The sequence below is a fragment of the Pseudomonas sp. PvP025 genome, from assembly GCF_017832155.1.
Classification (GTDB): Bacteria; Pseudomonadota; Gammaproteobacteria; order Pseudomonadales; family Pseudomonadaceae; genus Aquipseudomonas.
In genome coordinates this window covers 4,251,618-4,271,283 of record NZ_JAFIBJ010000001.1, presented here as the reverse complement: position 1 = coordinate 4,271,283, position 19,666 = coordinate 4,251,618, and the positions used below count along the sequence as shown (strand labels likewise).

The window sequence follows — 19,666 nt, the reverse complement described above, 5'->3', positions numbered from 1 at the left end:
CCGGTTATCTATATTGAAGACATTTGACCATTTGACCGTTGTGGGTCTGCGTGAATGGGTGGCCCTTCCCGATCTGGGGGTGGCGGGCCTGCGCGCGAAGATCGACACCGGGGCCAGTACCTCGAGCCTGCACGCCACCGATATCGAGCCGTTTGAGCGCGATGGTGCGCAGTGGGTACGCTTTACCGCACACCTGGGCACCGTCGTGCAACTGCGTCATCGCCGCTGCGAGGCGCCGCTGGTGACCATGAAGACCATCAAGAGCTCCAACGGTCACGCGCAGGTGCGCTATGTGATCAGCACCACGCTGGCGTTGGGTGATCGGGTGTGGCGCGTGGAGTTCACCCTGGCTTGCCGCAAAGCCATGCGTTACCGCCTGTTGCTAGGCTCCAAGGCGCTGATTGACGGCCAATTGGTGGTCAGTCCCGGCGTCAAGTACGTTCAAGACAAGCCGGTGTTCCCGGTCTCTACTATTTCTGCCCCAGGTGCTGCATGAAGATTGCTGTGCTGTCGCGAAACCCGCGTCTGTATTCCACCCGCCGCCTGGTTGAGGCCGGCACCGAACGTGGCCACGAAATGGTGGTGATCGACACGTTGCGTGCCTATATGAACATTGCCAGCCACAAGCCGCAGATCCACTACCGGGGCAAGCCGCTGGAAGGGTTTGATGCAGTGATCCCGCGCATCGGCGCATCGGTGACCTTCTACGGCTGCGCGGTGCTGCGCCAGTTTGAAATGATGGGGGTGTTCCCCCTCAATGAGTCCGTGGCCATTGCCCGCTCGCGGGACAAGTTACGCTCGCTGCAACTGCTGTCGCGCCGTGGCATCGGCCTGCCGGTCACCGGTTTTGCCCACTCACCCGACGACATCCCGGACCTGATCGAAATGGTCAACGGCGCACCGCTGGTGATCAAGGTGCTGGAGGGGACCCAGGGCATCGGCGTGGTGCTGTGTGAAACGGCGACTGCCGCCGAGTCGGTGATCGAGGCGTTTATGGGCCTCAAGCAAAACATCATGGTGCAGGAATACATCAAGGAGGCCGGCGGCGCGGATATTCGCTGCTTCGTGGTGGGTGACAAGGTGATTGCCGCAATGAAGCGCCAGGCCAAACCGGGCGAATTCCGCTCCAATCTGCACCGTGGCGGCAGCGCCAGCCTGATCAAGATCACCCCGGAAGAACGCATGACCGCATTACGCGCAGCCAAGGTGATGGGGCTGGCCGTGGCGGGTGTGGATATCCTGCGCTCCAACCATGGCCCGCTGGTGATGGAGGTGAACTCATCGCCAGGGCTGGAGGGGATCGAGACCACCACAGGCAAGGACGTGGCGGGGATCATCATTCAGCACCTGGAAAAGAATGGTGGCCCGAACATGACCAGGACCAAGGGCAAGGGCTGAAACCCTTCCTCCTCTGACACACCATAAAACCAAATGTGGGAGGGGGCTTGCTCCCGACAGCAGAGTGTCAGTCAAACATTTTTGACTGAGACATCGCTATCGGGAGCAAGCCCCCTCCCACATTTATTACCCTGTGCTGCTCGTCAAACAGCGTCTCTTGGCAACATTAGCCCCAACGGCAAGCGCACCCGCGCCTCCAACCCACCGTCCTCACGGTTGCGCAGTTCAACATTGCCGCCATGCATCGACGCAATCCGCCGCACAATCGCCAGTCCCAGCCCCGTGCCTTTGCCGCCACGGGCACGGTCACCACGGGTGAAGGGGTTGAAAATGCCTTCCAGTTCGGCGGGATCGATACCGGCGCCACGGTCCATCACGCTCAGCACCACATAGGGTGCCGTACTGTCCCCGGACACATAGGCCGCCACCTCCACATCGGAACCGGCATGGTGCAAGGCGTTGCCGATCAGATTGTTCAGCAGGCGCTTCATCGAAACCCTGCGCAAAGCAAACGGCTGGATCGGCTCCAGGCGCGTGCGCACCTGTTCGCCGTTCTGGTTGTAGGGCGCCACGACTTCACGTACCAGGTCCGTCAGGTCGACTTCTTCAACCAGTTCATCACGGCCGTCGCGGATAAACGCCAGAAACTGATCCAGAATCGCATCCATGTCCTCGATGTCGCGAACCATGTCGTCCGTCAGGTCGCTGTGATTGCCCATCAATTCCAGCGACAGCCGCAAGCGCGTCAGCGGCGTTCGCAGGTCATGGGACACCCCCGCCAGCATCAGTTCCCGCTCGCGCCCGGCCTGTTCGACGTCTTCCGCCATCTGGTTGAACGCACCGTACACCTCGGTCATTTCGCTGGGTGTGTCACTCACCGGTAGCCGCACACTGCGTCCCTGGCCGAGTTGGCGGGCGGCGAATACCAGGCGCTTAAGCGGCTGGTTGAGCTGACGCACAAAAATCCACGCGGAGGCGGTGGAGAGCAAACCGATCGCCAGAAACCAGCCAAGCACGTTCCAGATCTTCTGGCCGCGCAACGGGTGCGGATACAGCGGCACTTTCAGCCAGTCTTCACCCAGACTCGGCGCACGCACCCACAAGGCAGGCGACACATGCATGCGCAAGCGCACCTCGGTGTCTTCACCGAGCTCGGCCTGCATCTGGCGCTGATAGATTTCGCTGTAGGGCCAATGCTGCTCACCCTCCGGCACGCCTGCACCGGCAACTCGCACCAGCGTGGCGGCCTTGGCGATCTTCTCGCGGTTTTCGGGGTCGGCCGCCCAATAGGCACGCAGCGTCAGCGCGACGCCGTGGCTGTATTGCCGGTCCACCAGCACGTCCTCGTTCATCAGCAGATAAACCAGTGTGAGTGCCTTGGAAAACAGAACGACGATCAACACCAGCCAAAGGGTGCGCGAGAAGAAACTTTGTGGGAACCACAATGGGGTTTTCATAAAAGACAGCTGGACACCTGGCAGGAAAAAGCAGCGCTCGCAGAATTGCAGACGCCGAGCATCCCGTCGACCCTCAAGGGGTCAAACGCCGGGATACCCGTACCTGCAAGTCATCGGTCACTTGGTCGCTGTGCCATCCGGCACAAACACGTAACCCACACCCCAGACTGTCTGGATATAGCGAGGCTTGGACGGGTCCGGCTCGATCATCCGGCGCAGACGGGATATCTGCACGTCGATGGAGCGCTCCAGCGCGTCCCATTCCCGACCACGGGCCAGGTTCATCAGCTTGTCGCGGGTCAGCGGCTGGCGTGCGTTCATCACCAGGGCCTTGAGTACCGCGAACTCGCCGGTGGTGAGCATGTGTACTTCGTCGCCACGCTTGAGTTCACGGGTCGCCAGCGACAGCTCGTAGTCGCCAAAGGTAACGCTTTCGTCTTCGCTGCCTGGCGCGCCCGGTACCGGGGCTGCCTGGCGACGCAATACGGCCTTGACCCGGGCCATCAGTTCGTCAGGGTTGAACGGCTTGGCCAGGTAATCATCAGCGCCCAGTTCAAGGCCCTTGATGCGACTCAGCTCATCGCCCTTGGCGGTGAGCATGATGATCGGAATCTGGTTGTTCGCGCCACGCAGGCGTTTGCAGGCGGTGAGGCCGTCTTCGCCGGGCAGCATCAGGTCAAGTACGACCAGGTTGAATACTTCGCGCCCCAGCAGACGGTCCATCTGCTCGGTGTTCGGCACCGCGCGGGCACGGTAGCCCTTGGAGTTGAAGAAGCGCTCCAGCAGGCTGCTCAGCCCCGGATCGTCGTCAACGATGAGAATTTTTTCGCCTTCAGCAGTTTGTGCAGTGCTGCTCATTGGATGCTCCTCTTATCTCGGCGCGCATTATGGCCTAGCTGCCGTTATACGCACCGTGTGCATTGTTAGCAGATTTTTCCTCGACCACCAGCAGACCTGCGTCCTACAACCACTGGCGCAGTACCCCTCAAGGACAGAACGCTGGTTATAATGCGGCGCCGTCTTGCAGAGCAACGTCAGATCGTTTCCGTTTACTGCCGGCTTTTTTTACCCGCTTGACGCGACTTTTTCGATTTCGAGGGTCAATTGGCTGCCTCTTGACCCAGGCAGCGGTGCCGGTCGGGCCGCTCAACCAGTCTTTCCGGGCCTTGTTCTGCGGGCCCGCGAGCTGCTTTTCAGAATTTCAGGTGGTTTTATGGACAGCATCAACAGCCGCATCGCCGAAGAACTCGGCGTACGCCCCCAACAGGTCGAAGCGGCCGTCGCTCTACTGGATGAAGGCTCCACGGTGCCTTTCATCGCCCGCTACCGTAAGGAAGTGACCGGCAGCCTCGACGATATCCAGCTTCGGCACCTGGAAGAACGCCTGCGCTACCTGCGAGAACTCGACGAACGGCGTATCAGCATCCTCGCCAGCATCGAGGAACAGGGCAAGCTCACCCCGCAACTCGAACGCGACATCAAGCTCGCCGACACCAAGACCCGCCTCGAAGACCTCTACCTGCCCTACAAGCAAAAGCGCCGCACCAAGGGCCAGATCGCCCTGGAAGCCGGCCTTGGCGAGCTGGCCGATGGCCTGTTCAACGACCCGTCGCTAAGCCCGGAAACCGAAGCCGCACGCTTCATCGATGCCGACAAGGGCGTTGCCGACGTCAAGGCCGCCCTCGAAGGCGCCAAATACATCCTCATGGAGCGCTTCGCCGAAAACGCCAACCTGCTGGAAAAACTGCGCAACTACCTCAAGCAGGAAGCCGTGCTCAGCGCGCGCGTCATCGCCGGCAAAGAGGAAGAAGGCGCCAAGTTCCGCGATTACTTCGAGCACGACGAACCGCTCAAGAGCATGCCGTCCCACCGTGCGCTGGCGATTTTCCGCGGGCGCAACGAAGGCATTCTGAGCTCGGCGCTCAAAGTCGGCGACGAACTGCCGGGCACCATGCACCCGTGCGAAGGCATGATCGGGCAACAATTCGGCATCCAGAATCAGAACCGTCCTGCGGACAAGTGGCTCGGTGAAGTCGTGCGCTGGACCTGGAAGGTCAAGCTCTACACCCACCTGGAAACCGACCTGCTGGGCGAACTGCGTGACGGCGCCGAAACCGAAGCGATCAACGTGTTCGCCCACAACCTGCACGACCTGCTGCTGGCCGCCCCCGCCGGCCCGCGCGCCACCCTGGGCCTGGACCCCGGCCTGCGCACCGGTTGCAAGGTCGCGGTCGTCGACGCCACCGGTAAGCTGCTGGACCACGCCACCGTGTACCCCCACGTTCCGCATAACAAGTGGGACCAGACCCTCGCAATCCTGGCCGCCCTGTGCGCCAAGCACTCGGTGGACCTGATCGCCATCGGCAATGGTACCGCCAGCCGTGAGACCGACAAGCTGGCCGCCGAACTGATCAAAAAATACCCAGCGATGAAGATGACCAAGGTCATGGTCTCCGAAGCCGGCGCTTCGGTGTACTCGGCGTCGGAACTGGCGTCCAGGGAATTCCCGGACCTCGACGTGTCGATCCGAGGCGCAGTGTCCATCGCCCGTCGCCTGCAGGATCCGCTGGCCGAACTGGTGAAGATCGACCCCAAATCCATCGGTGTCGGCCAGTACCAGCACGACGTGTCGCAGCTGAAACTGGCGCGTGGCCTGGATGCGGTGGTGGAAGACTGCGTGAACAAGGTCGGCGTGGATGTGAACACTGCCTCGGTCGCGCTGTTGGCGCGTATCTCCGGCCTGAACACCACCCTGGCACAAAATATCGTGACTCACCGCGACGAAAACGGCGCGTTCAAGACCCGCGCCGCGCTGAAAAAAGTCGCACGCCTGGGTGAAAAAACCTTCGAACAGGCCGCCGGTTTTCTGCGCGTGATGAATGGCGACAACCCGCTGGATTCGTCCGCCGTCCACCCGGAAGCCTACCCACTGGTGCAACGCATCGCCGCCGAAACCGATCGCGATATTCGCTCGCTGATTGGCGACGCCGCGTTCCTCAAGCGCCTGGACCCGAAGAAATACACCGACGAAACCTTCGGCGTGCCGACCATCACCGACATCCTGCAAGAGCTGGAAAAACCCGGCCGAGACCCGCGTCCCGAGTTCAAGACCGCCGAGTTCCAGGACGGCGTCGAGGACCTCAAGGACCTGCAACCGGGCATGATCCTCGAAGGCGTGGTGACCAACGTGACCAACTTCGGCGCGTTCGTGGACATTGGTGTACATCAGGACGGCCTGGTGCATATCTCCGCGCTGTCGGAGAAATTCATCAAGGACCCGCGCGAAGCGGTCAAAGCCGGTGACGTGGTCAAGGTCAAGGTCATGGAAGTCGATATCCCGCGCAAACGCGTGGGCCTGTCGATGCGCATGAGCGATACCCCCGGCGAGAAAGTCGACGGTGCCCGAGGCGCACGCCCGGGTTCGGCACCGCGTCAGTCGCAGAACCGCTCGGAAAACAGCCAACCGCGCAAGGAAACCGCGACGGCAGCGCCAGCCAACAACGCCATGGCGTCGCTGTTCGCCAACGCCAAGCAGTTGAAAAAGCGCTGAGGGTCAAATCAACGTCTTGCAGGTAACTGCATGCAAAACATGTCGTAAAAGCGCAGGGCACCTTCGCTGCCCTATAGCTCCCCAACCTCGATTTGAGTTAATTTCGGCGCTGCAATCACAGCGTCGGAATTTTCTTGATGCGCTGTAGCCCAATTCATGGAGTGAAGGAGGCTTTTTCAATGCGAGTCTTCTCGACTCAAAACCAGGCGATAACGCCAGTTTCCACTTCACCCTTGTAGACCGTCCTGCCCACCCCCATATTGGGGCGACTGACGCGTGAAGGAATCCAACTTGAGCGAACTTCTCAACCGCCGCCTGGCCCTGCTCGGCAAGCGCGAACACCTCTCCCTGCTGGAGCAATGCTTGCACGGCATCGAGCGGGAATGCCTGCGCGTCACCGGTGAGGGTCGCCTGGCGCAAACGCCGCACCCCGAAGCTCTGGGCGCTGCACTGACCAACGAATTGATCACCACCGACTACTCGGAATCGCTGCTGGAGTTCATCACCCCGGCGCTGCCCAACCCGGCCGATACCTTGAGCAGCCTGGACAGGATCCACCGCTTTGCCTACACCAAGCTCGGCAGTGAATACCTGTGGAGCCCGTCGATGCCGTGCCCGTTGCCGGCCGAGGAAGACATTCCGATTGCCTACTACGGCACCTCCAACATCGGACAGCTCAAGTACGTGTACCGCAAGGGCCTGGCCCTGCGTTACGGCAAGACCATGCAGTGCATCGCCGGTATCCACTACAACTTTTCCCTGCCGGAACAGCTGTGGCCGCTGCTCAAGGACACCGAGGGCTTTGTCGGCACCGAGCGTGACTATCAGTCCACGGCCTACATCGCGCTGATCCGCAACTTCCGCCGTTACAGCTGGCTGCTGATGTACCTGTTCGGTGCCTCGCCGGCCCTGGACGCCGGGTTTCTACGCGGGCGCTCGCACCAGCTCGAAGTGCTGGACGCCGACACGCTGTACCTGCCCTATGCCACCAGCCTGCGCATGAGCGACCTGGGTTACCAGAGCAACGCCCAGGCCGGCCTCACGCCGTGCTACAACGACTTGAGCAGCTACACCGACAGCCTGCGCGAAGCGGTGGCAACGCCCTACGCGCCGTACGTCGAAGTCGGCACGCACAAGGACGGTGAGTGGGTGCAGCTCAACACCAACATCCTGCAGATCGAAAACGAGTACTACTCCAACATCCGCCCCAAGCGCGTGACCTACACCGGCGAGCGGCCGATCCAGGCGCTGGTGGCCCGTGGCATCCAGTACATCGAAGTACGCTGCCTGGACATCAACCCGTTCCTGCCAATGGGCATCGACCTGCCGGAATCGCGCTTTCTCGACGCGTTCCTGCTGTATTGCGCACTCAACGACAGCCCGCTGTTCGCCAACAACGAATGCGGCAACGCCACCTCCAACTTCCTCAGCGTGGTCAAGGAGGGTCGTCGTCCGGGCCTGGAGCTGCAGCGCGATGGCGCGGCGGTGGACATGAAGCAATGGGCCACCGAGCTGCTGGAACAGATCGCGCCGCTGGCCGCCCTGCTCGACGAGAGCCACGGCATCAGCGAACACAGCCAGGCACTGGATGCCCAGTTGGCGAAAATCCAGGACCCGTCGCTGACCCCGTCGGCCCAGGTACTGGCAGCGATGGCCGAGCGCAAAGAGAGCTTTGCGCAGTTCTCCCTGCACCAGAGCCAGTTGCATGCCGAGTATTTCCGCAAGGAGCCGCTGGCAGCTGACGAACAGGAGCGCTTTGAAGAACTGGCGCGCAAGTCGCTGGCGCAACAGGCGGAGCTGGAGCAAACCGAAGTGGGCGACTTCGATGTGTTTGTCGGGTCGTACCAGGCGAGCATCCTCGCCATCAGTAATTAAGGACCTACTCTGTCCACTGTGGGAGGGGGCTTGCCCCCGATAGCTGTGGGTCAGCTACAGATAAGCTGACTGATCCACCGCCATCGGGGGCAAGCCCCTCCCACATTTGCCTGCACCAGACTGAAGATTGGCGTTCGCTTCTCTTCTAATAAGCTAATTCGAAAACGTTATTTATTTTCGGATTCTTAGATCATTTAGTCTCCTCACACGCCGACCTCCGGCCGCCTGATTGAGGAGCTTCCCCCTTGAAACTGCTGACCCCTCTGCGCCTCCTGGCCGCATTGTCCCTGGCCGGTGCCAGCCTGTTTGCCCAGGCGGCGGATGTGACCATCGCTTACCAGACCACCGTCGACCCGGCCAAAGTCGCCCAGGCCGACGGCGCTTATGAAAAAGCCACCAACGCCAAAATCGACTGGCGCAAATTCGACAATGGCGCCGATATCATCGCCGCCCTCGCTTCCGGCGACGTGCAGATCGGCTACCTCGGCTCCAGCCCACTGACCGCTGCGATCACGCGCAAGGTGCCGGTGGAAACCTTCCTCGTCGCCACCCAGATCGGCGGTGCCGAAGCCCTGGTAGCGCGCAACGGTGCGGGGATCAACCGCCCGCAGGACCTGATCGGCAAGAAAGTCGCCGTGCCGTTCGTGTCCACCGGCCACTACAGCCTGCTGGCCGCGTTGAAGCACTGGAACATCGACCCGTCGAAAGTCACCATCCTCAACCTCGCGCCACCGGCCATCATCGCTGCCTGGAAACGCGGCGATATCGACGCCACCTACGTGTGGGACCCGGCACTGGGCGTGGCCAAGGAAAACGGCAAGGTGCTGATCACCTCCGGCGAACTGGCCCAGTTCGGCGCGCCGACTTTCGATGCCTGGATCGTGCGCAAGGATTTTGCCGAGAAGCACCCGGACATCGTCACGGCCTTCGCCAAGGTCACCCTGGATGCCTACGCCGCCTACCGCAAGGACCCTCAAGCGTGGCTGGCCGACGCGAGCAACATCGCGAAGCTGGTGAAGCTCTCCGGCGCCAAGGCCAGTGACATTCCATTGCTGCTGCAAGGCAACGTCTACCCGCTGGCCGCAGACCAGGTGACCCTGCTGGGCGCACCGACCACCAAGGCGATCACCGACACCGCTGCGTTCCTCAAGGAACAGGGCAAGGTCGACGCCGTGCTGCCGGACTACGCGCCTTATGTCAGCGCCAGGTTCATTACTCAATAAGGAATTCAGTGCGATGACCTTGCTCAAGCTGGAGCGCATCAGCGCACAGTACCCAGGCGCCACAGAACCGGTACTGTCTGACATTTCACTCGAGCTTGGGCCCCAGCAATTGCTGGTGGCCCTCGGCCCGTCCGGCAGTGGCAAAACTTCGCTGCTGAACCTGATTGCCGGCTTTGTCGAACCGTCTGCAGGGCGCATCAGCCTCGATGGCGTGCCGGTCCAAGGCCCGAGCGCCGAACGTGGCGTGGTGTTCCAGGACGACGCCCTGCTGCCCTGGCAGGACGTGTTGGCCAACGTCGGCTTCGGCCTGGAGCTGGCTGGTGTGCCCAGGGCGCAACGTGAAATCCGCGCCCGGGAAATGCTCGCGCTGGTCGACCTGGCGGGGTTCGACAGCCGGCGTATCTGGCAGCTTTCAGGCGGCCAGAAGCAACGCGTCGGCCTGGCCCGCGCCCTGGCCGCCGACCCACGCGTGTTACTGATGGACGAACCCTTCGGTGCCCTCGATGCCTTTACCCGCGAACAGATGCAGGAGCTGCTGCTGCAAGTCTGGCGGCGCACGGCCAAGCCGGTCTTCCTGATTACCCACGACATCGAAGAAGCGGTATTTCTCGCCACTGACTTGATCCTGCTGGCGCCCAACCCCGGCCAGATCGTCGAACGCCTGCACCTGGACTTCGGCCAACGCTACGCCGCCGGTGAGTCGGCGCGGGCGATCAAGTCCGACCCGCGCTTTATCGAAACCCGCGAACACGTGCTGGGCAAAGTCTTTTCGCAACGGCAGGTGAGCGCATGAGCAGCTATGAACTACCCGCCAGCGCCGCCAAGCCGGTGGCACACGCGGTTATCCCGGTGCGCCGCAGCTTGAGCACGCGCTGGATCAGCCTGCTCACGCTGGTCGCCTTGCTGGCGATCTGGTGGGCCGTGACCGCCACCGGCCTGATCGAACCGCTGTTCCTGCCGCCACCCTCCGCCGTGCTGCAAAAAAGCTGGCTGCTGGCGACCACGGGCTATATGGATTCCACCTTGTGGCAGCACCTAAGCGCGAGCCTCAGTCGTATCGGCCTGGGCTTGGGCTTTGCCGTGCTGACCGCCGTTCCGGTGGGGATTGCCATCGGTTCGAACCGCATTGCGCGTGGCATCCTCGACCCGCTGATCGAGTTTTACCGTCCAATCCCGCCGCTGGCCTACCTGCCATTGATCGTGATCTGGTGCGGCATCGGCGAGCTGTCCAAAGTGCTGCTGATTTACCTGGCGATCTTTGCACCGATCGCCATCGCCACGGCGACCGGCGTGCGCACCGTTGACCCGGCCAAGCTGCGGGCCGCGCAGTCGTTGGGGGCGACGCGTGCCCAGCTGATTCGCCATGTGATCCTGCCGAGCGCCCTGCCCGACATCCTCACCGGCGTGCGCATCGGCCTGGGGGTTGGCTGGTCGACGTTGGTTGCGGCCGAGCTGATCGCGGCCACCAGTGGCCTGGGTTTCATGGTGCAGTCGGCGGCGCAGTTCCTGGTCACCGACGTGGTGGTGCTGGGGATTCTGGTCATCGCGCTGATCGCCTTCGCCATGGAAATGGGCCTGCGCGCCCTGCAGCGTAAATGGGTGCCGTGGCATGGGCAGGCACGCTGAGTGAGAACAGTATGAGCAGCCTGACCATTACCCCACTAAGTACCGCCCTGGGCGCCGAGATCAGTGGCGTCGACATCACCAGACCGCTGCCCGCCGAACAGCGTGACGCCATCGAACAGGCTTTGCTCACGCATTCGGTGCTGTTCTTCCGTGGTCAGCCGATCACCCCGCAGCAACAGGCGCTGTTTGCGGCGAATTTCGGTGAGCTGCACATCCACCCGATCTACCCCAACGTGCCGGAACAGCCTGAAGTGCTGATCCTCGACACCGCCGTCACCGACGTGCGCGACAACGCCGTATGGCACACCGACGTGACCTTCCTGCCCACCCCGGCCCTCGGCGCGGTGCTCAGCGCCAAGCTGCTGCCGGCGTTTGGTGGCGACACCTTGTGGTCCAGTGGCATTGCGGCGTATGAGGCGCTGTCCGAGCCCCTCAAGCGCCTGCTCGATGGCCTGACGGCGACACACGATTTCACCAAGTCCTTTCCGCTGGAGCGCTTCGGCAACGCTGCCGAAGACCTGGCGCGCTGGGAAGCAACCCGCAAGACAAACCCTCCGCTGTCACACCCGGTCGTGCGTACGCATCCAGTGAGTGGGCGCAAGTCGCTGTTTGTCAGTGATGGGTTTACCACCAAGATCAATGGGCTGGAGCCAGCCGAAAGCGAAGCGATTTTGAAGCTGCTGTTCGCCCACGCGACCCGCCCCGAATTCACCATTCGCTGGCGCTGGCAGGAGAACGATGTGGCGTTCTGGGACAATCGCGTGACCCAGCATTACGCGGTGGATGACTACCGGCCGCAGCGGCGAGTGATGCATCGGGCGACGATTTTGGGGGATGTGCCGTTCTGAAAACTCATAACAATAGGGCAATCAAACAGCAAAAGAAGGGTACCGCCTGGATAAAAAACCAGTAACACCACTTCCATAACGAAGAAAAATGGCGTAAAAATCCGCTTACCGAATAGTGAGTGGTGATTACGTGGTCACAAAACAAGACGTCCAGGGCTTCATTCGCGCGCAAGTAAACAAAGAATTTTTTGAGGAGTTGGGGGTTTTGCTCCCTCAAACCTTTCAAAAAGCCTTGAAGGGAACTCAAGAGCTACTGATTCACACCCCTCACGAGGATTTACGAGGGCATTTACGGCACTCTTTAGTCCAAGAGTCCCTGGCTGGAATGAAGCGATGGAACCCGATCGTCAAGACAACAGATCCAAAAGGGCACAATTATGTGCTGCTGGAACTGGGCTCCTTAAGGATCACAGCGGTAGTGCTTCCCTGGCAGAAAGAGATTCGCGGTGCAAAACACCGAAGTGAGCTAAAAACGCTCAATGAGTCACTTGCAGAGACCCAGATGGACTGGATCGACGGGCTCAAACATACCGTAGCCGAACAATTGATTCATGCGCTTGTCGTAGTCCATGCACCTCCTTCGCGCTCTGGAGATCAATCAGAACCGCGCGCAATCATGATGGCCGTACCGTATTTCAATGGTAAGGGCTTTCACATGAATTGTACTTTTGACGATTTACTTCAAAGCTACTCTGATAGTGACGCGGTTCAGCGGAAACCCATTGAATTGGTGAAATTGCGAGATAAGATGCGCCGCGCTGAAGAAATCGAAGACCATGCTGATGAAGAGCAAAAAGCCAAGAGGTAAACCATGAGAACAGGAGTCGCGGGCTTTCAGTCAGAGCGCCTCAAGCAGTTGCGCCTTGCGTTTGGTATGACCCAAACCACTCTCGCCGAAATGGTGGGGCGCGCCTCTGGCAATATCTCAAAATGGGAAAATGGCCTTCAGGTACCAGAAGCTGACGCCTTCCAACGTCTGTGCGAGGTTTTTGGAGTCAGTGAAAACTGGCTACTTGAAGAGCAATTCAGGACTGACGAGAACACTCCCTTTTTCTTCCGCTCGCAGGTCAGTGCTACGACCAGCGCTCGTGAAATAGCGGAAGTGCGCTTGGGGTGGTTACAGGAGGTCTCCTACAAGCTTCAAGAAAGCCTTGAGTTCATCGAAGTCAATGTACCTCACTTAGAAGAACGACACTGCGAGCTGATCTCTGATGAGGAGATCGAGCAGATGGCAAGCCTATGTCGTCAAACCTGGGGGTTAGGAATAGCCCCGATCTCCAATGTGGTTCAAGTATTGGAAAATGCCGGCGTTGTCTGTGCTCGAACCACACTCGGCCACCTGAAGATGGATGGCGTATCAAACTGGTACGAGCTGGACCAGCGCCCATATGTTTTGCTTGTCGCAGATAAGGCCAACGGAATTAGAAATCGCTTTGATGCGGCTCATGAGCTTGGGCATGTCGTTCTGCACAGATACATTTCCAAAGAACAGTACGACTCGCATTACGCGCTCCTTGAGGCTCAAGCGCACCGTTTTGCAAGCGCCTTTTTACTACCCGCAGAAAGCTTTTTGCGAGAAGTTCGTTGGCCCACGCTGGACACATTGCTAGCTCTGAAACCACGCTGGAAAGTCTCAGTAGCTGCGATGGTAAGACGTTGCTTAGATTTGGAAATCATCAACGACACCACAACTACAAGACTATGGAAAGCAAGATCTGCGAGAGGCTGGGTAAAGGGAGAACCAATGGACAGTGATTTTGGCTTCGAAAAACCTCAGCTAATCGCTCGCGGAGTCAAAATGCTCGTCGAAAACGATGTGCTCTCGCGATCTCAGGTAAGGCAACTACTCGGATTACCACTGCATATCATGGAAAATCTCTGCAGCTTGGATGAAGGTTACTTCAACCTTCCGGACAAATCACAGGTGATAGATATACAGCTGAGAAAGAGATCTGCACGCGAAACCTTTTTCTCTGAAACCGCAGAAATACTCGGGTTTCCGAGCAAAAAATAGCGTCATCATCGGAGTGTCCCAATGACAGGCCCTACCCCTTGGGTAGGGCTCTTTGTCCGATGCTATTCAGCGGTAGAAGGCTTTTCCCACAGGTTGATCCCGCCTTCCTGCGCAAATCGATCAATCTGCGCCAGTTCCTCTGCGCTGAAGCTCAGATTTTTCAACGCCCCAACGTTCTCAATGATCTGCTCCGGCCGGCTTGCGCCGATCAGTGCGCTGGTCACCCGTGGGTCACGCAACGTCCAGGCCAATGCCAGTTGGGCCAGGCTTTGGCCGCGTCGCTGGGCGATTTCGTTGAGGGCGCGCACGTGGGCGAGGTTGGCTTCGGACAGGTGCCCCGCCTGCAGCGAACCACCGCCCGGGCGGTTGACCCGTGCGTCGGCCGGCACGCCGTTGAGGTACTTGTCGGTGAGCAGACCCTGGGCCAGTGGTGTGAACGCGATCACGCCGACGCCGAGTTCTTCGGTGGTGTCGAGCAGGTCTTTCTCCACCCAGCGATTGAGCAGGTTGTAGGCCGGCTGGTGAATCAGCAATGGCACTTTCCATTCTTTGAGCAGCGCTGCCATTTCACGGGTTTTCACCCCGGAGTACGACGAAATACCGATATACAACGCCTTGCCCTGCTGCACGGCAGTGGCCAGGGCGCTGGCGGTTTCTTCCAGCGGCGTGTCGGCATCGAAACGGTGCGAGTAGAAAATATCTACGTAGTCGAGCCCCATGCGCTGCAGGCTCTGATCGAGACTGGCCAGCACGTATTTGCGCGAGCCGCCGCCCTGGCCGTATGGGCCGGGCCACATGTCCCAACCGGCCTTGCTGGAGATGATCAGTTCGTCGCGGTAGTGCTTGAAGTCTTCGCGCAGCAGACGGCCGAAGTTGATCTCGGCACTGCCATAGGGCGGGCCATAGTTGTTGGCCAGGTCGAAGTGGTTGATCCCCAGGTCGAACGCGGTGCGCAGCAGGGCGCGCTGAGTGTCGATCGGGGTGCTGTCGCCAAAGTTGTGCCACAGCCCCAGGGACAGGGCGGGCAGCACCAGGCCACTGCGGCCTGTGCGGCGATACGGGATAGATTCATAGCGGTTTTCGGCAGCAATGTACGTCATCGAATCCTCTCTGGGCTGTTGGGTGTGGTTTCCCTTTTACAGCAATTTACTCCCAGAGTGGACGCGCAGATGATCGTTCCCACGCCGAGCGTGGGAACGATCACAGGGCTCAGCGCACCAGATGCAGGAACTGCAAATGCCGCTCGTACTGATCGAGGATGTCGTTGATGATCTGCTCCTTGGTGTAGCCCACCAGATCGTAGTCCTGGCTGCCCTCGCTCAAGTGCACTTCCGCGCGATAGTAGCGACGGTTGTTGATCTGTTTGGAGCCCATGCCGCCACGGGCGAACGACGGTGTGAAGTAACCGCGCATCTGCACCTGGTAGATGAACGGGTGTTCCTCGCCATGGCCGATCTCGAGGCTGACGCTGTCGTTGGCCGGGTCCGGCTGGGTGACCACCGAAAGGCCCTTCTCGACAAACACCGCCGTCACTTCTTCAATCGCCGGGCGCACCGTCGACTCGAGGAAGCGGTATACCTCGTCCCGCGACGGGAAGTGCACCGCCTGGCTCAAGCGCTGGCGCCAGCCGCCTTTGCCCTTGCGTGAAGCCGACACCGGCGCCAGCGAATGCAATTGCGCGATCTGCTTTTGTGATTCCAGATGGAACGCCTTGTGCAGCCCCCACATCATCAACAGCAGAATCATCGAGAACGGCAACGAGGTGAGCACCACCGCCGATTTCAGCGAATCGATGCTGCCGGCAAACAACAAGGCACTGGTGACCAGCGCGGTCATCGCGCCCCAGAACACCCGCAGCCACTTCGGCCCGTCTTCATCGGCGTTGCCGCCCTTGGACGACAGCGTCGACAGCACCACGGTGCCGGAGTCGGCGGAGGTGACGAAGAACACGAAGCTGATGAACACCGTGACGGCGATCACCGTCTTGCTCCACGGATAGGTTTCCAGCAGCAGGTACAGGCTCATCGACGGGTCATCGATGGCCGACTGACCGAGCGCGGTCATGCCGTGGTTGAGCACCTGATCGATGGCACTGTTGCCGAAAATCGACATCCACGCCAGGGTAAAGCCCAGCGGGATCAGCAGCACACCGAACACGAATTCGCGGATGGTGCGGCCACGGGAAATCCGTGCGATGAACAGGCCCACGAACGGCGACCACGCGATCCACCAGGCCCAGTAGAACACCGTCCAACCGCCCAGCCAGTCGCTGGGCTTGTCGTAGGCGTACACATCGAAACTCTTGGTCGGCAAGGCGCCAAGGTAGTCGCCGATGTTCTGGATCAGGGTGTTGAGCAAATGCTGGGTGGGACCGGCGAACAACACGAACAGCAGCAGCGCACAGGCCAGCAGCATGTTGATGTCGGACATCACCCGCACACCCTTGTCGACGCCGGCCACGGCCACAAGAATCGCCGCGCCCATCATCAGGGTGATCAGGCCGACCTGAATCCACTGCGTATGGGCAATGCCGAACAGGTAGTCCAGCCCGGAGTTGAGGTGCAGCACACCAAAGCCCATGTCGGCTCCCAGGCCGAACACCGTGGCGATGATGCCGAAGCCGTCCACCGCGTAGCCGATGGGGCCGTTGATGCGCTTGCCGATCAGCGGGTACAGCGCCGAACGCAACGCCAGCGGCAGGTTATGCCGGTAGGCGAAGTACGCCAGGGCCATGCCGACAAAGGCGAACACGCCCCAACCATGCAGGCCCCAGTGCAGAAACAAAATCTGCATGGCCTGGCGCGCTGCATCGGCGTTCAGCGGCGCGCCCTGGGGCGGTTGCACCAGGTGCGTCAGCGGCTCGGACACGCAAAAGAAGAACAGCGTGATGCTGATGCCGGCGGCGAACAGCATCCCCGCCCAGGACAGGTAACTGAATTCGGGCTCGTCGTGGTCGGCACCGAGCTTTATCTTGCCGTAGCCCGATAGCGCGGTGACCACCACGAAGACCAGATACAGGGTCATCGCCAGCATGTAGTACCAGCCGACCGTATTGGCCGCCCAGTTTTGCGCAGCCAGCAGCCAGGCACCGGCCTGTTGCGGGATCGCGATAACGGTGATGCCAAACAGCAGAATGAAGGTTGCGGCAAAGTAGAAAACGGGCGCATTCATGCGCACCAGGCCGCTGGAAGGGGTGGACGATGCACTCATGAACGATGCACCCCGAGGGTTGGGTATGTGGCTGTAAATAACGGACTCAGCAAAGGTAAGCCTCCTGTTGTGAGCGGGCAGCGAACCACCGGTTTAACTTGAACGAGCGTTCAATTTAAACATGAATAGGCGTTCGGGGACTAATCGCAGGGCCGAGTGGTAGACAATTCCTACGTCAAGCCAAGGTCTTGTATGACGGATAAGGATCACAAAACGTTCAGCGATAAACAGCTCATGTGTGAGACACGGATCAAACTGTGGGAGCTGGCAAGCCAGCTCCCACAAATTGAAAGGTGTTCGGCGCTGGGGCTATTTTTGCGCGCCATCCTCATGCTGCAGATTGGCCTGAGTGATGTTCACCCCCGCCGGCACGCTGCGCGTCAGCCACACATTGCCGCCAATGGTCGAGCCCTTGCCGATGGTGATGCGCCCCAGAATGGTCGCCCCGGCATAGATCACCACATCGTCTTCCACGATCGGATGCCGTGGATGCCCCTTCTGCAACTGTCCGTCTTCGTCCGCCGGAAAGCGCTTGGCGCCCAGCGTCACCGCCTGGTAGATGCGCACGCGCTCACCGATGATCGCGGTTTCACCAATCACCACACCCGTGCCGTGATCGATAAAGAAGCTCGGGCCGATCTGCGCGCCGGGGTGGATGTCGATGCCGGTGGCCGAGTGGGCGATTTCTGCGCTGATCCGTGCCAGCAACGGCAAGCCAGCGCGGTACAGGTGATGGGCCAGGCGATGGTGAATCACCGCCAGAATGCCGGGGTAGCACAGCAGCACTTCGTCGACGCTGCGCGCAGCCGGGTCGCCGTGGTAGGCGGCCAGCACATCGGTATCCAAGAGGCTGCGCAGGGATGGCAAGGCCAGGGCGAAACCCTGGATCAGGCGGATGGCATGGGCATCGATCTGGCTGTCGTCCTGCCCGCCCTGGCGCGCGGCATAACGAAGCTCCAGGCGCGCCTGGGCAAGCAAGGCGTTCAGCGCGACATCCAGAGTGTGGCCGACGTAGAAATCTTCACTTTCCTCACGCAGGTCCACCGGCCCCAGGCGCATCGGAAACAGCGCACCACACAAGGCTTCGAGGATCTGCGCCACCGCCTCGCGCGACGGCAGTTCACGCCCGCCATGCTCGCCGCTCAAACGGCCATTGCGCGTGCGCCACTGATCGCGGGCGCTGCGCAGCTGGCTGACGATGGTCTGTAATTGCCAATGACTGGAACGCTCACTCACGGTCTTTACTCCTGACGTAATGGCCGCCACTTTACGGTATGCACCCCGGCCGCCCTTAAGAACCAATGGTGTGATGCCAAGCACTATCGGCTATAAGCGATTGGCGGTTGCCTGCGCAAAAGGGCCTGCCTATAGTCGGCCCATTCCTCAGCAACCGTGCGCAACCATGATCAAGCAACAGCTCGACCGCTTTAACCGCCTGGACCTGCTGGGCGGCGCCACCGCCCTGGAAAAACTCGAACGGCTGTCGACATGGCTGGGTCGCGACGTCTACGTCAAGCGCGACGACACCACGCCGCTGGCCATGGGCGGCAACAAACTGCGCAAGCTTGAATACCTCGCCGCCGATGCCATCGCCCAGGGCGCCGACACCCTCGTGACCGCTGGCGCCATCCAGTCCAACCACTTGCGCCAGACCGCTGCGCTGGCCGCCAGGCTCGGCCTGGGCTGCGTCGCGCTGCTGGAAAACCCCACCGGCACCGAAGACCCCAACTACCTCGGCAACGGCAACCGCCTGCTGCTCGAGTTGTTCGACGCCAAAGTGGAGCGGGTGGAAAACCTCGATAACGTCGACGACCAACTCAATGCCCTCGCCGACCGCCTGCGCAGCAATGGCAAGAAGCCGTACCTGGTGCCCATCGGCGGCTCCAATGCGCTGGGGGCGCTGGGCTATGTACGGGCCGGCCTGGAACTGGCCGCGCAGATCGACGCCAGCGGCATCGACTTCGCCGCCGTGGTGCTGGCCTCCGGCAGCGCCGGCACCCACAGCGGCCTGGCGTTGGCCTTGAGCGAAGCCTTGCCCCATCTGCCCGTGGTGGGCGTGACCGTGTCGCGCACCGACGAGGCCCAACGCCCGAAAGTGCAGGGCCTGGCCGAACGCACCGCCGAGTTGCTGGGCGTGGCCCTCCCGGACGCGTTCAAGGTGATCCTGTGGGACGAATATTTCGGCCCGCGCTACGGCGAGCCGAATGCGGGCACTTTGTCGGCGATCAAACTTTTGGCCAGCCAGGAAGGTCTGTTGCTGGACCCGGTGTACACCGGCAAGGCCATGGCTGGCTTGCTGGACGGCATCGGGCGCCAGCGGTTTGAGGACGGGCCGATTATCTTCCTGCATACCGGCGGGGCACCGGCGCTGTTTGCCTATGACTCCGTATTTAACTGAGTCCGTACGGACCCATGTGAGAGGGGACTTGCTCCCGATGGCGGTGTATCAGTCACAGATGAGCTGG

At 60.8% G+C, this 19,666-nt stretch carries 16 protein-coding genes; 11 read left to right on the top strand and 5 right to left on the bottom strand.

Features of this window, described 5'->3' with window-relative positions; all coding sequences use genetic code 11:
- Window positions 1-13: 13 nt before the first annotated feature.
- Together JOE32_RS18605 and rimK are read left to right on the top strand one after the other, a co-directional pair.
- Window positions 14-496, top strand: a complete 483-nt coding sequence (locus tag JOE32_RS18605; protein WP_057009853.1) for an ATP-dependent zinc protease — start codon at window positions 14-16, stop codon at window positions 494-496.
- A complete protein-coding gene (gene rimK / locus JOE32_RS18600; protein ID WP_003171022.1) occupies window positions 493-1,398 on the top strand; it encodes a 30S ribosomal protein S6--L-glutamate ligase in 906 nt (301 codons plus the stop codon). Before JOE32_RS18605 ends, rimK begins: the two co-directional genes overlap by 4 nt.
- A 143-nt stretch (window positions 1,399-1,541) precedes the next feature.
- On the opposite strand, the gene JOE32_RS18595 is transcribed toward rimK, so the two are convergent.
- Both JOE32_RS18595 and ompR read right to left on the bottom strand, forming a co-directional pair.
- Window positions 1,542-2,855 (bottom strand): ATP-binding protein, encoded by a 1,314-nt coding sequence (locus tag JOE32_RS18595; protein ID WP_057009854.1) that lies wholly within the window; start codon window positions 2,853-2,855, stop codon window positions 1,542-1,544.
- Window positions 2,856-2,972: 117 nt separating this feature from the next.
- On the bottom strand, window positions 2,973-3,713 hold the full coding sequence (gene ompR, locus JOE32_RS18590; RefSeq protein ID WP_003213175.1) for a two-component system response regulator OmpR: 741 nt from the start codon (window positions 3,711-3,713) through the stop codon (window positions 2,973-2,975).
- Window positions 3,714-4,068: 355 nt separating this feature from the next.
- Between ompR and JOE32_RS18585 the strand changes: the two genes are divergently transcribed.
- The 8 genes from JOE32_RS18585 to JOE32_RS18550 all read left to right on the top strand — a co-directional run bounded on the left by JOE32_RS18585 (window position 4,069) and on the right by JOE32_RS18550 (window position 13,991).
- Window positions 4,069-6,405 (top strand): Tex family protein, encoded by a 2,337-nt coding sequence (locus JOE32_RS18585; protein WP_209987276.1) that lies wholly within the window; start codon window positions 4,069-4,071, stop codon window positions 6,403-6,405.
- 291 nt (window positions 6,406-6,696) lie between these two features.
- Window positions 6,697-8,280 carry a glutamate--cysteine ligase gene (gene gshA / locus JOE32_RS18580; RefSeq protein ID WP_209987274.1) on the top strand — a complete coding sequence of 528 codons (1,584 nt, stop codon included), beginning with the start codon at window positions 6,697-6,699 and terminating at the stop codon, window positions 8,278-8,280.
- Between the two features lie 245 nt (window positions 8,281-8,525).
- A complete protein-coding gene (gene tauA / locus JOE32_RS18575) occupies window positions 8,526-9,503 on the top strand; it encodes a taurine ABC transporter substrate-binding protein (protein WP_209987271.1) in 978 nt (325 codons plus the stop codon).
- A gap of 13 nt (window positions 9,504-9,516) precedes the next feature.
- Entirely contained in the window at window positions 9,517-10,296 is a 780-nt protein-coding gene (gene tauB, locus JOE32_RS18570; RefSeq protein WP_209987268.1) for a taurine ABC transporter ATP-binding subunit, read from the top strand.
- Window positions 10,293-11,129 (top strand): taurine ABC transporter permease TauC, encoded by an 837-nt coding sequence (tauC, locus tag JOE32_RS18565; protein WP_209987265.1) that lies wholly within the window; start codon window positions 10,293-10,295, stop codon window positions 11,127-11,129. Before tauB ends, tauC begins: the two co-directional genes overlap by 4 nt.
- An 11-nt stretch (window positions 11,130-11,140) precedes the next feature.
- Entirely contained in the window at window positions 11,141-11,977 is an 837-nt protein-coding gene (gene tauD / locus JOE32_RS18560; protein ID WP_209987263.1) for a taurine dioxygenase, read from the top strand.
- Between the two features lie 130 nt (window positions 11,978-12,107).
- Window positions 12,108-12,785, top strand: coding sequence for a hypothetical protein (locus JOE32_RS18555; protein ID WP_209987260.1), 678 nt, complete (start codon window positions 12,108-12,110; stop codon window positions 12,783-12,785).
- A gap of 3 nt (window positions 12,786-12,788) precedes the next feature.
- Entirely contained in the window at window positions 12,789-13,991 is a 1,203-nt protein-coding gene (locus tag JOE32_RS18550; protein WP_209987257.1) for an ImmA/IrrE family metallo-endopeptidase, read from the top strand.
- A 62-nt stretch (window positions 13,992-14,053) separates the two neighbouring features.
- Here the strand turns inward: JOE32_RS18550 and mgrA are convergent, their stop codons facing one another.
- The 3 genes from mgrA to epsC form a co-directional block, all read right to left on the bottom strand.
- On the bottom strand, window positions 14,054-15,091 hold the full coding sequence (gene mgrA, locus JOE32_RS18545) for an L-glyceraldehyde 3-phosphate reductase (RefSeq protein ID WP_209987254.1): 1,038 nt from the start codon (window positions 15,089-15,091) through the stop codon (window positions 14,054-14,056).
- Window positions 15,092-15,200: 109 nt separating this feature from the next.
- Window positions 15,201-17,162, bottom strand: coding sequence for a choline transporter BetT (gene betT, locus JOE32_RS18540; RefSeq protein WP_209990611.1), 1,962 nt, complete (start codon window positions 17,160-17,162; stop codon window positions 15,201-15,203).
- A gap of 348 nt (window positions 17,163-17,510) precedes the next feature.
- Window positions 17,511-18,437: a serine O-acetyltransferase EpsC gene (epsC, locus tag JOE32_RS18535; RefSeq protein ID WP_057009859.1), complete on the bottom strand. Its 927-nt coding sequence runs from the start codon at window positions 18,435-18,437 to the stop codon at window positions 17,511-17,513.
- Window positions 18,438-18,603: 166 nt separating this feature from the next.
- Here epsC and JOE32_RS18530 point away from each other — a divergent pair, with 166 nt between their 5' ends.
- Window positions 18,604-19,599, top strand: a complete 996-nt coding sequence (locus JOE32_RS18530; protein WP_209987249.1) for a D-cysteine desulfhydrase — start codon at window positions 18,604-18,606, stop codon at window positions 19,597-19,599.
- The last annotated feature ends 67 nt before the right edge of the window (window positions 19,600-19,666 follow it).

Excerpts from the sequence above, each read along its gene's own strand:
- JOE32_RS18550 (WP_209987257.1), top strand. The coding sequence starts at position 12,789 with ATGAGAACAGGAGTCGCGGGCTTTCAGTCAGAGCGCCTCAAGCAGTTG.
- tauB (WP_209987268.1), top strand. The coding sequence starts at position 9,517 with ATGACCTTGCTCAAGCTGGAGCGCATCAGCGCACAGTACCCAGGCGCC.
- JOE32_RS18585 (WP_209987276.1), top strand. The coding sequence starts at position 4,069 with ATGGACAGCATCAACAGCCGCATCGCCGAAGAACTCGGCGTACGCCCC.
- betT (WP_209990611.1), bottom strand. The coding sequence starts at position 17,162 with ATGAATGCGCCCGTTTTCTACTTTGCCGCAACCTTCATTCTGCTGTTT.
- tauC (WP_209987265.1), top strand. The coding sequence starts at position 10,293 with ATGAGCAGCTATGAACTACCCGCCAGCGCCGCCAAGCCGGTGGCACAC.
- mgrA (WP_209987254.1), bottom strand. The coding sequence starts at position 15,091 with ATGACGTACATTGCTGCCGAAAACCGCTATGAATCTATCCCGTATCGC.
- ompR (WP_003213175.1), bottom strand. The coding sequence starts at position 3,713 with ATGAGCAGCACTGCACAAACTGCTGAAGGCGAAAAAATTCTCATCGTT.
- JOE32_RS18595 (WP_057009854.1), bottom strand. The coding sequence starts at position 2,855 with ATGAAAACCCCATTGTGGTTCCCACAAAGTTTCTTCTCGCGCACCCTT.
- JOE32_RS18530 (WP_209987249.1), top strand. The coding sequence starts at position 18,604 with ATGATCAAGCAACAGCTCGACCGCTTTAACCGCCTGGACCTGCTGGGC.
- rimK (WP_003171022.1), top strand. The coding sequence starts at position 493 with ATGAAGATTGCTGTGCTGTCGCGAAACCCGCGTCTGTATTCCACCCGC.
- tauD (WP_209987263.1), top strand. The coding sequence starts at position 11,141 with ATGAGCAGCCTGACCATTACCCCACTAAGTACCGCCCTGGGCGCCGAG.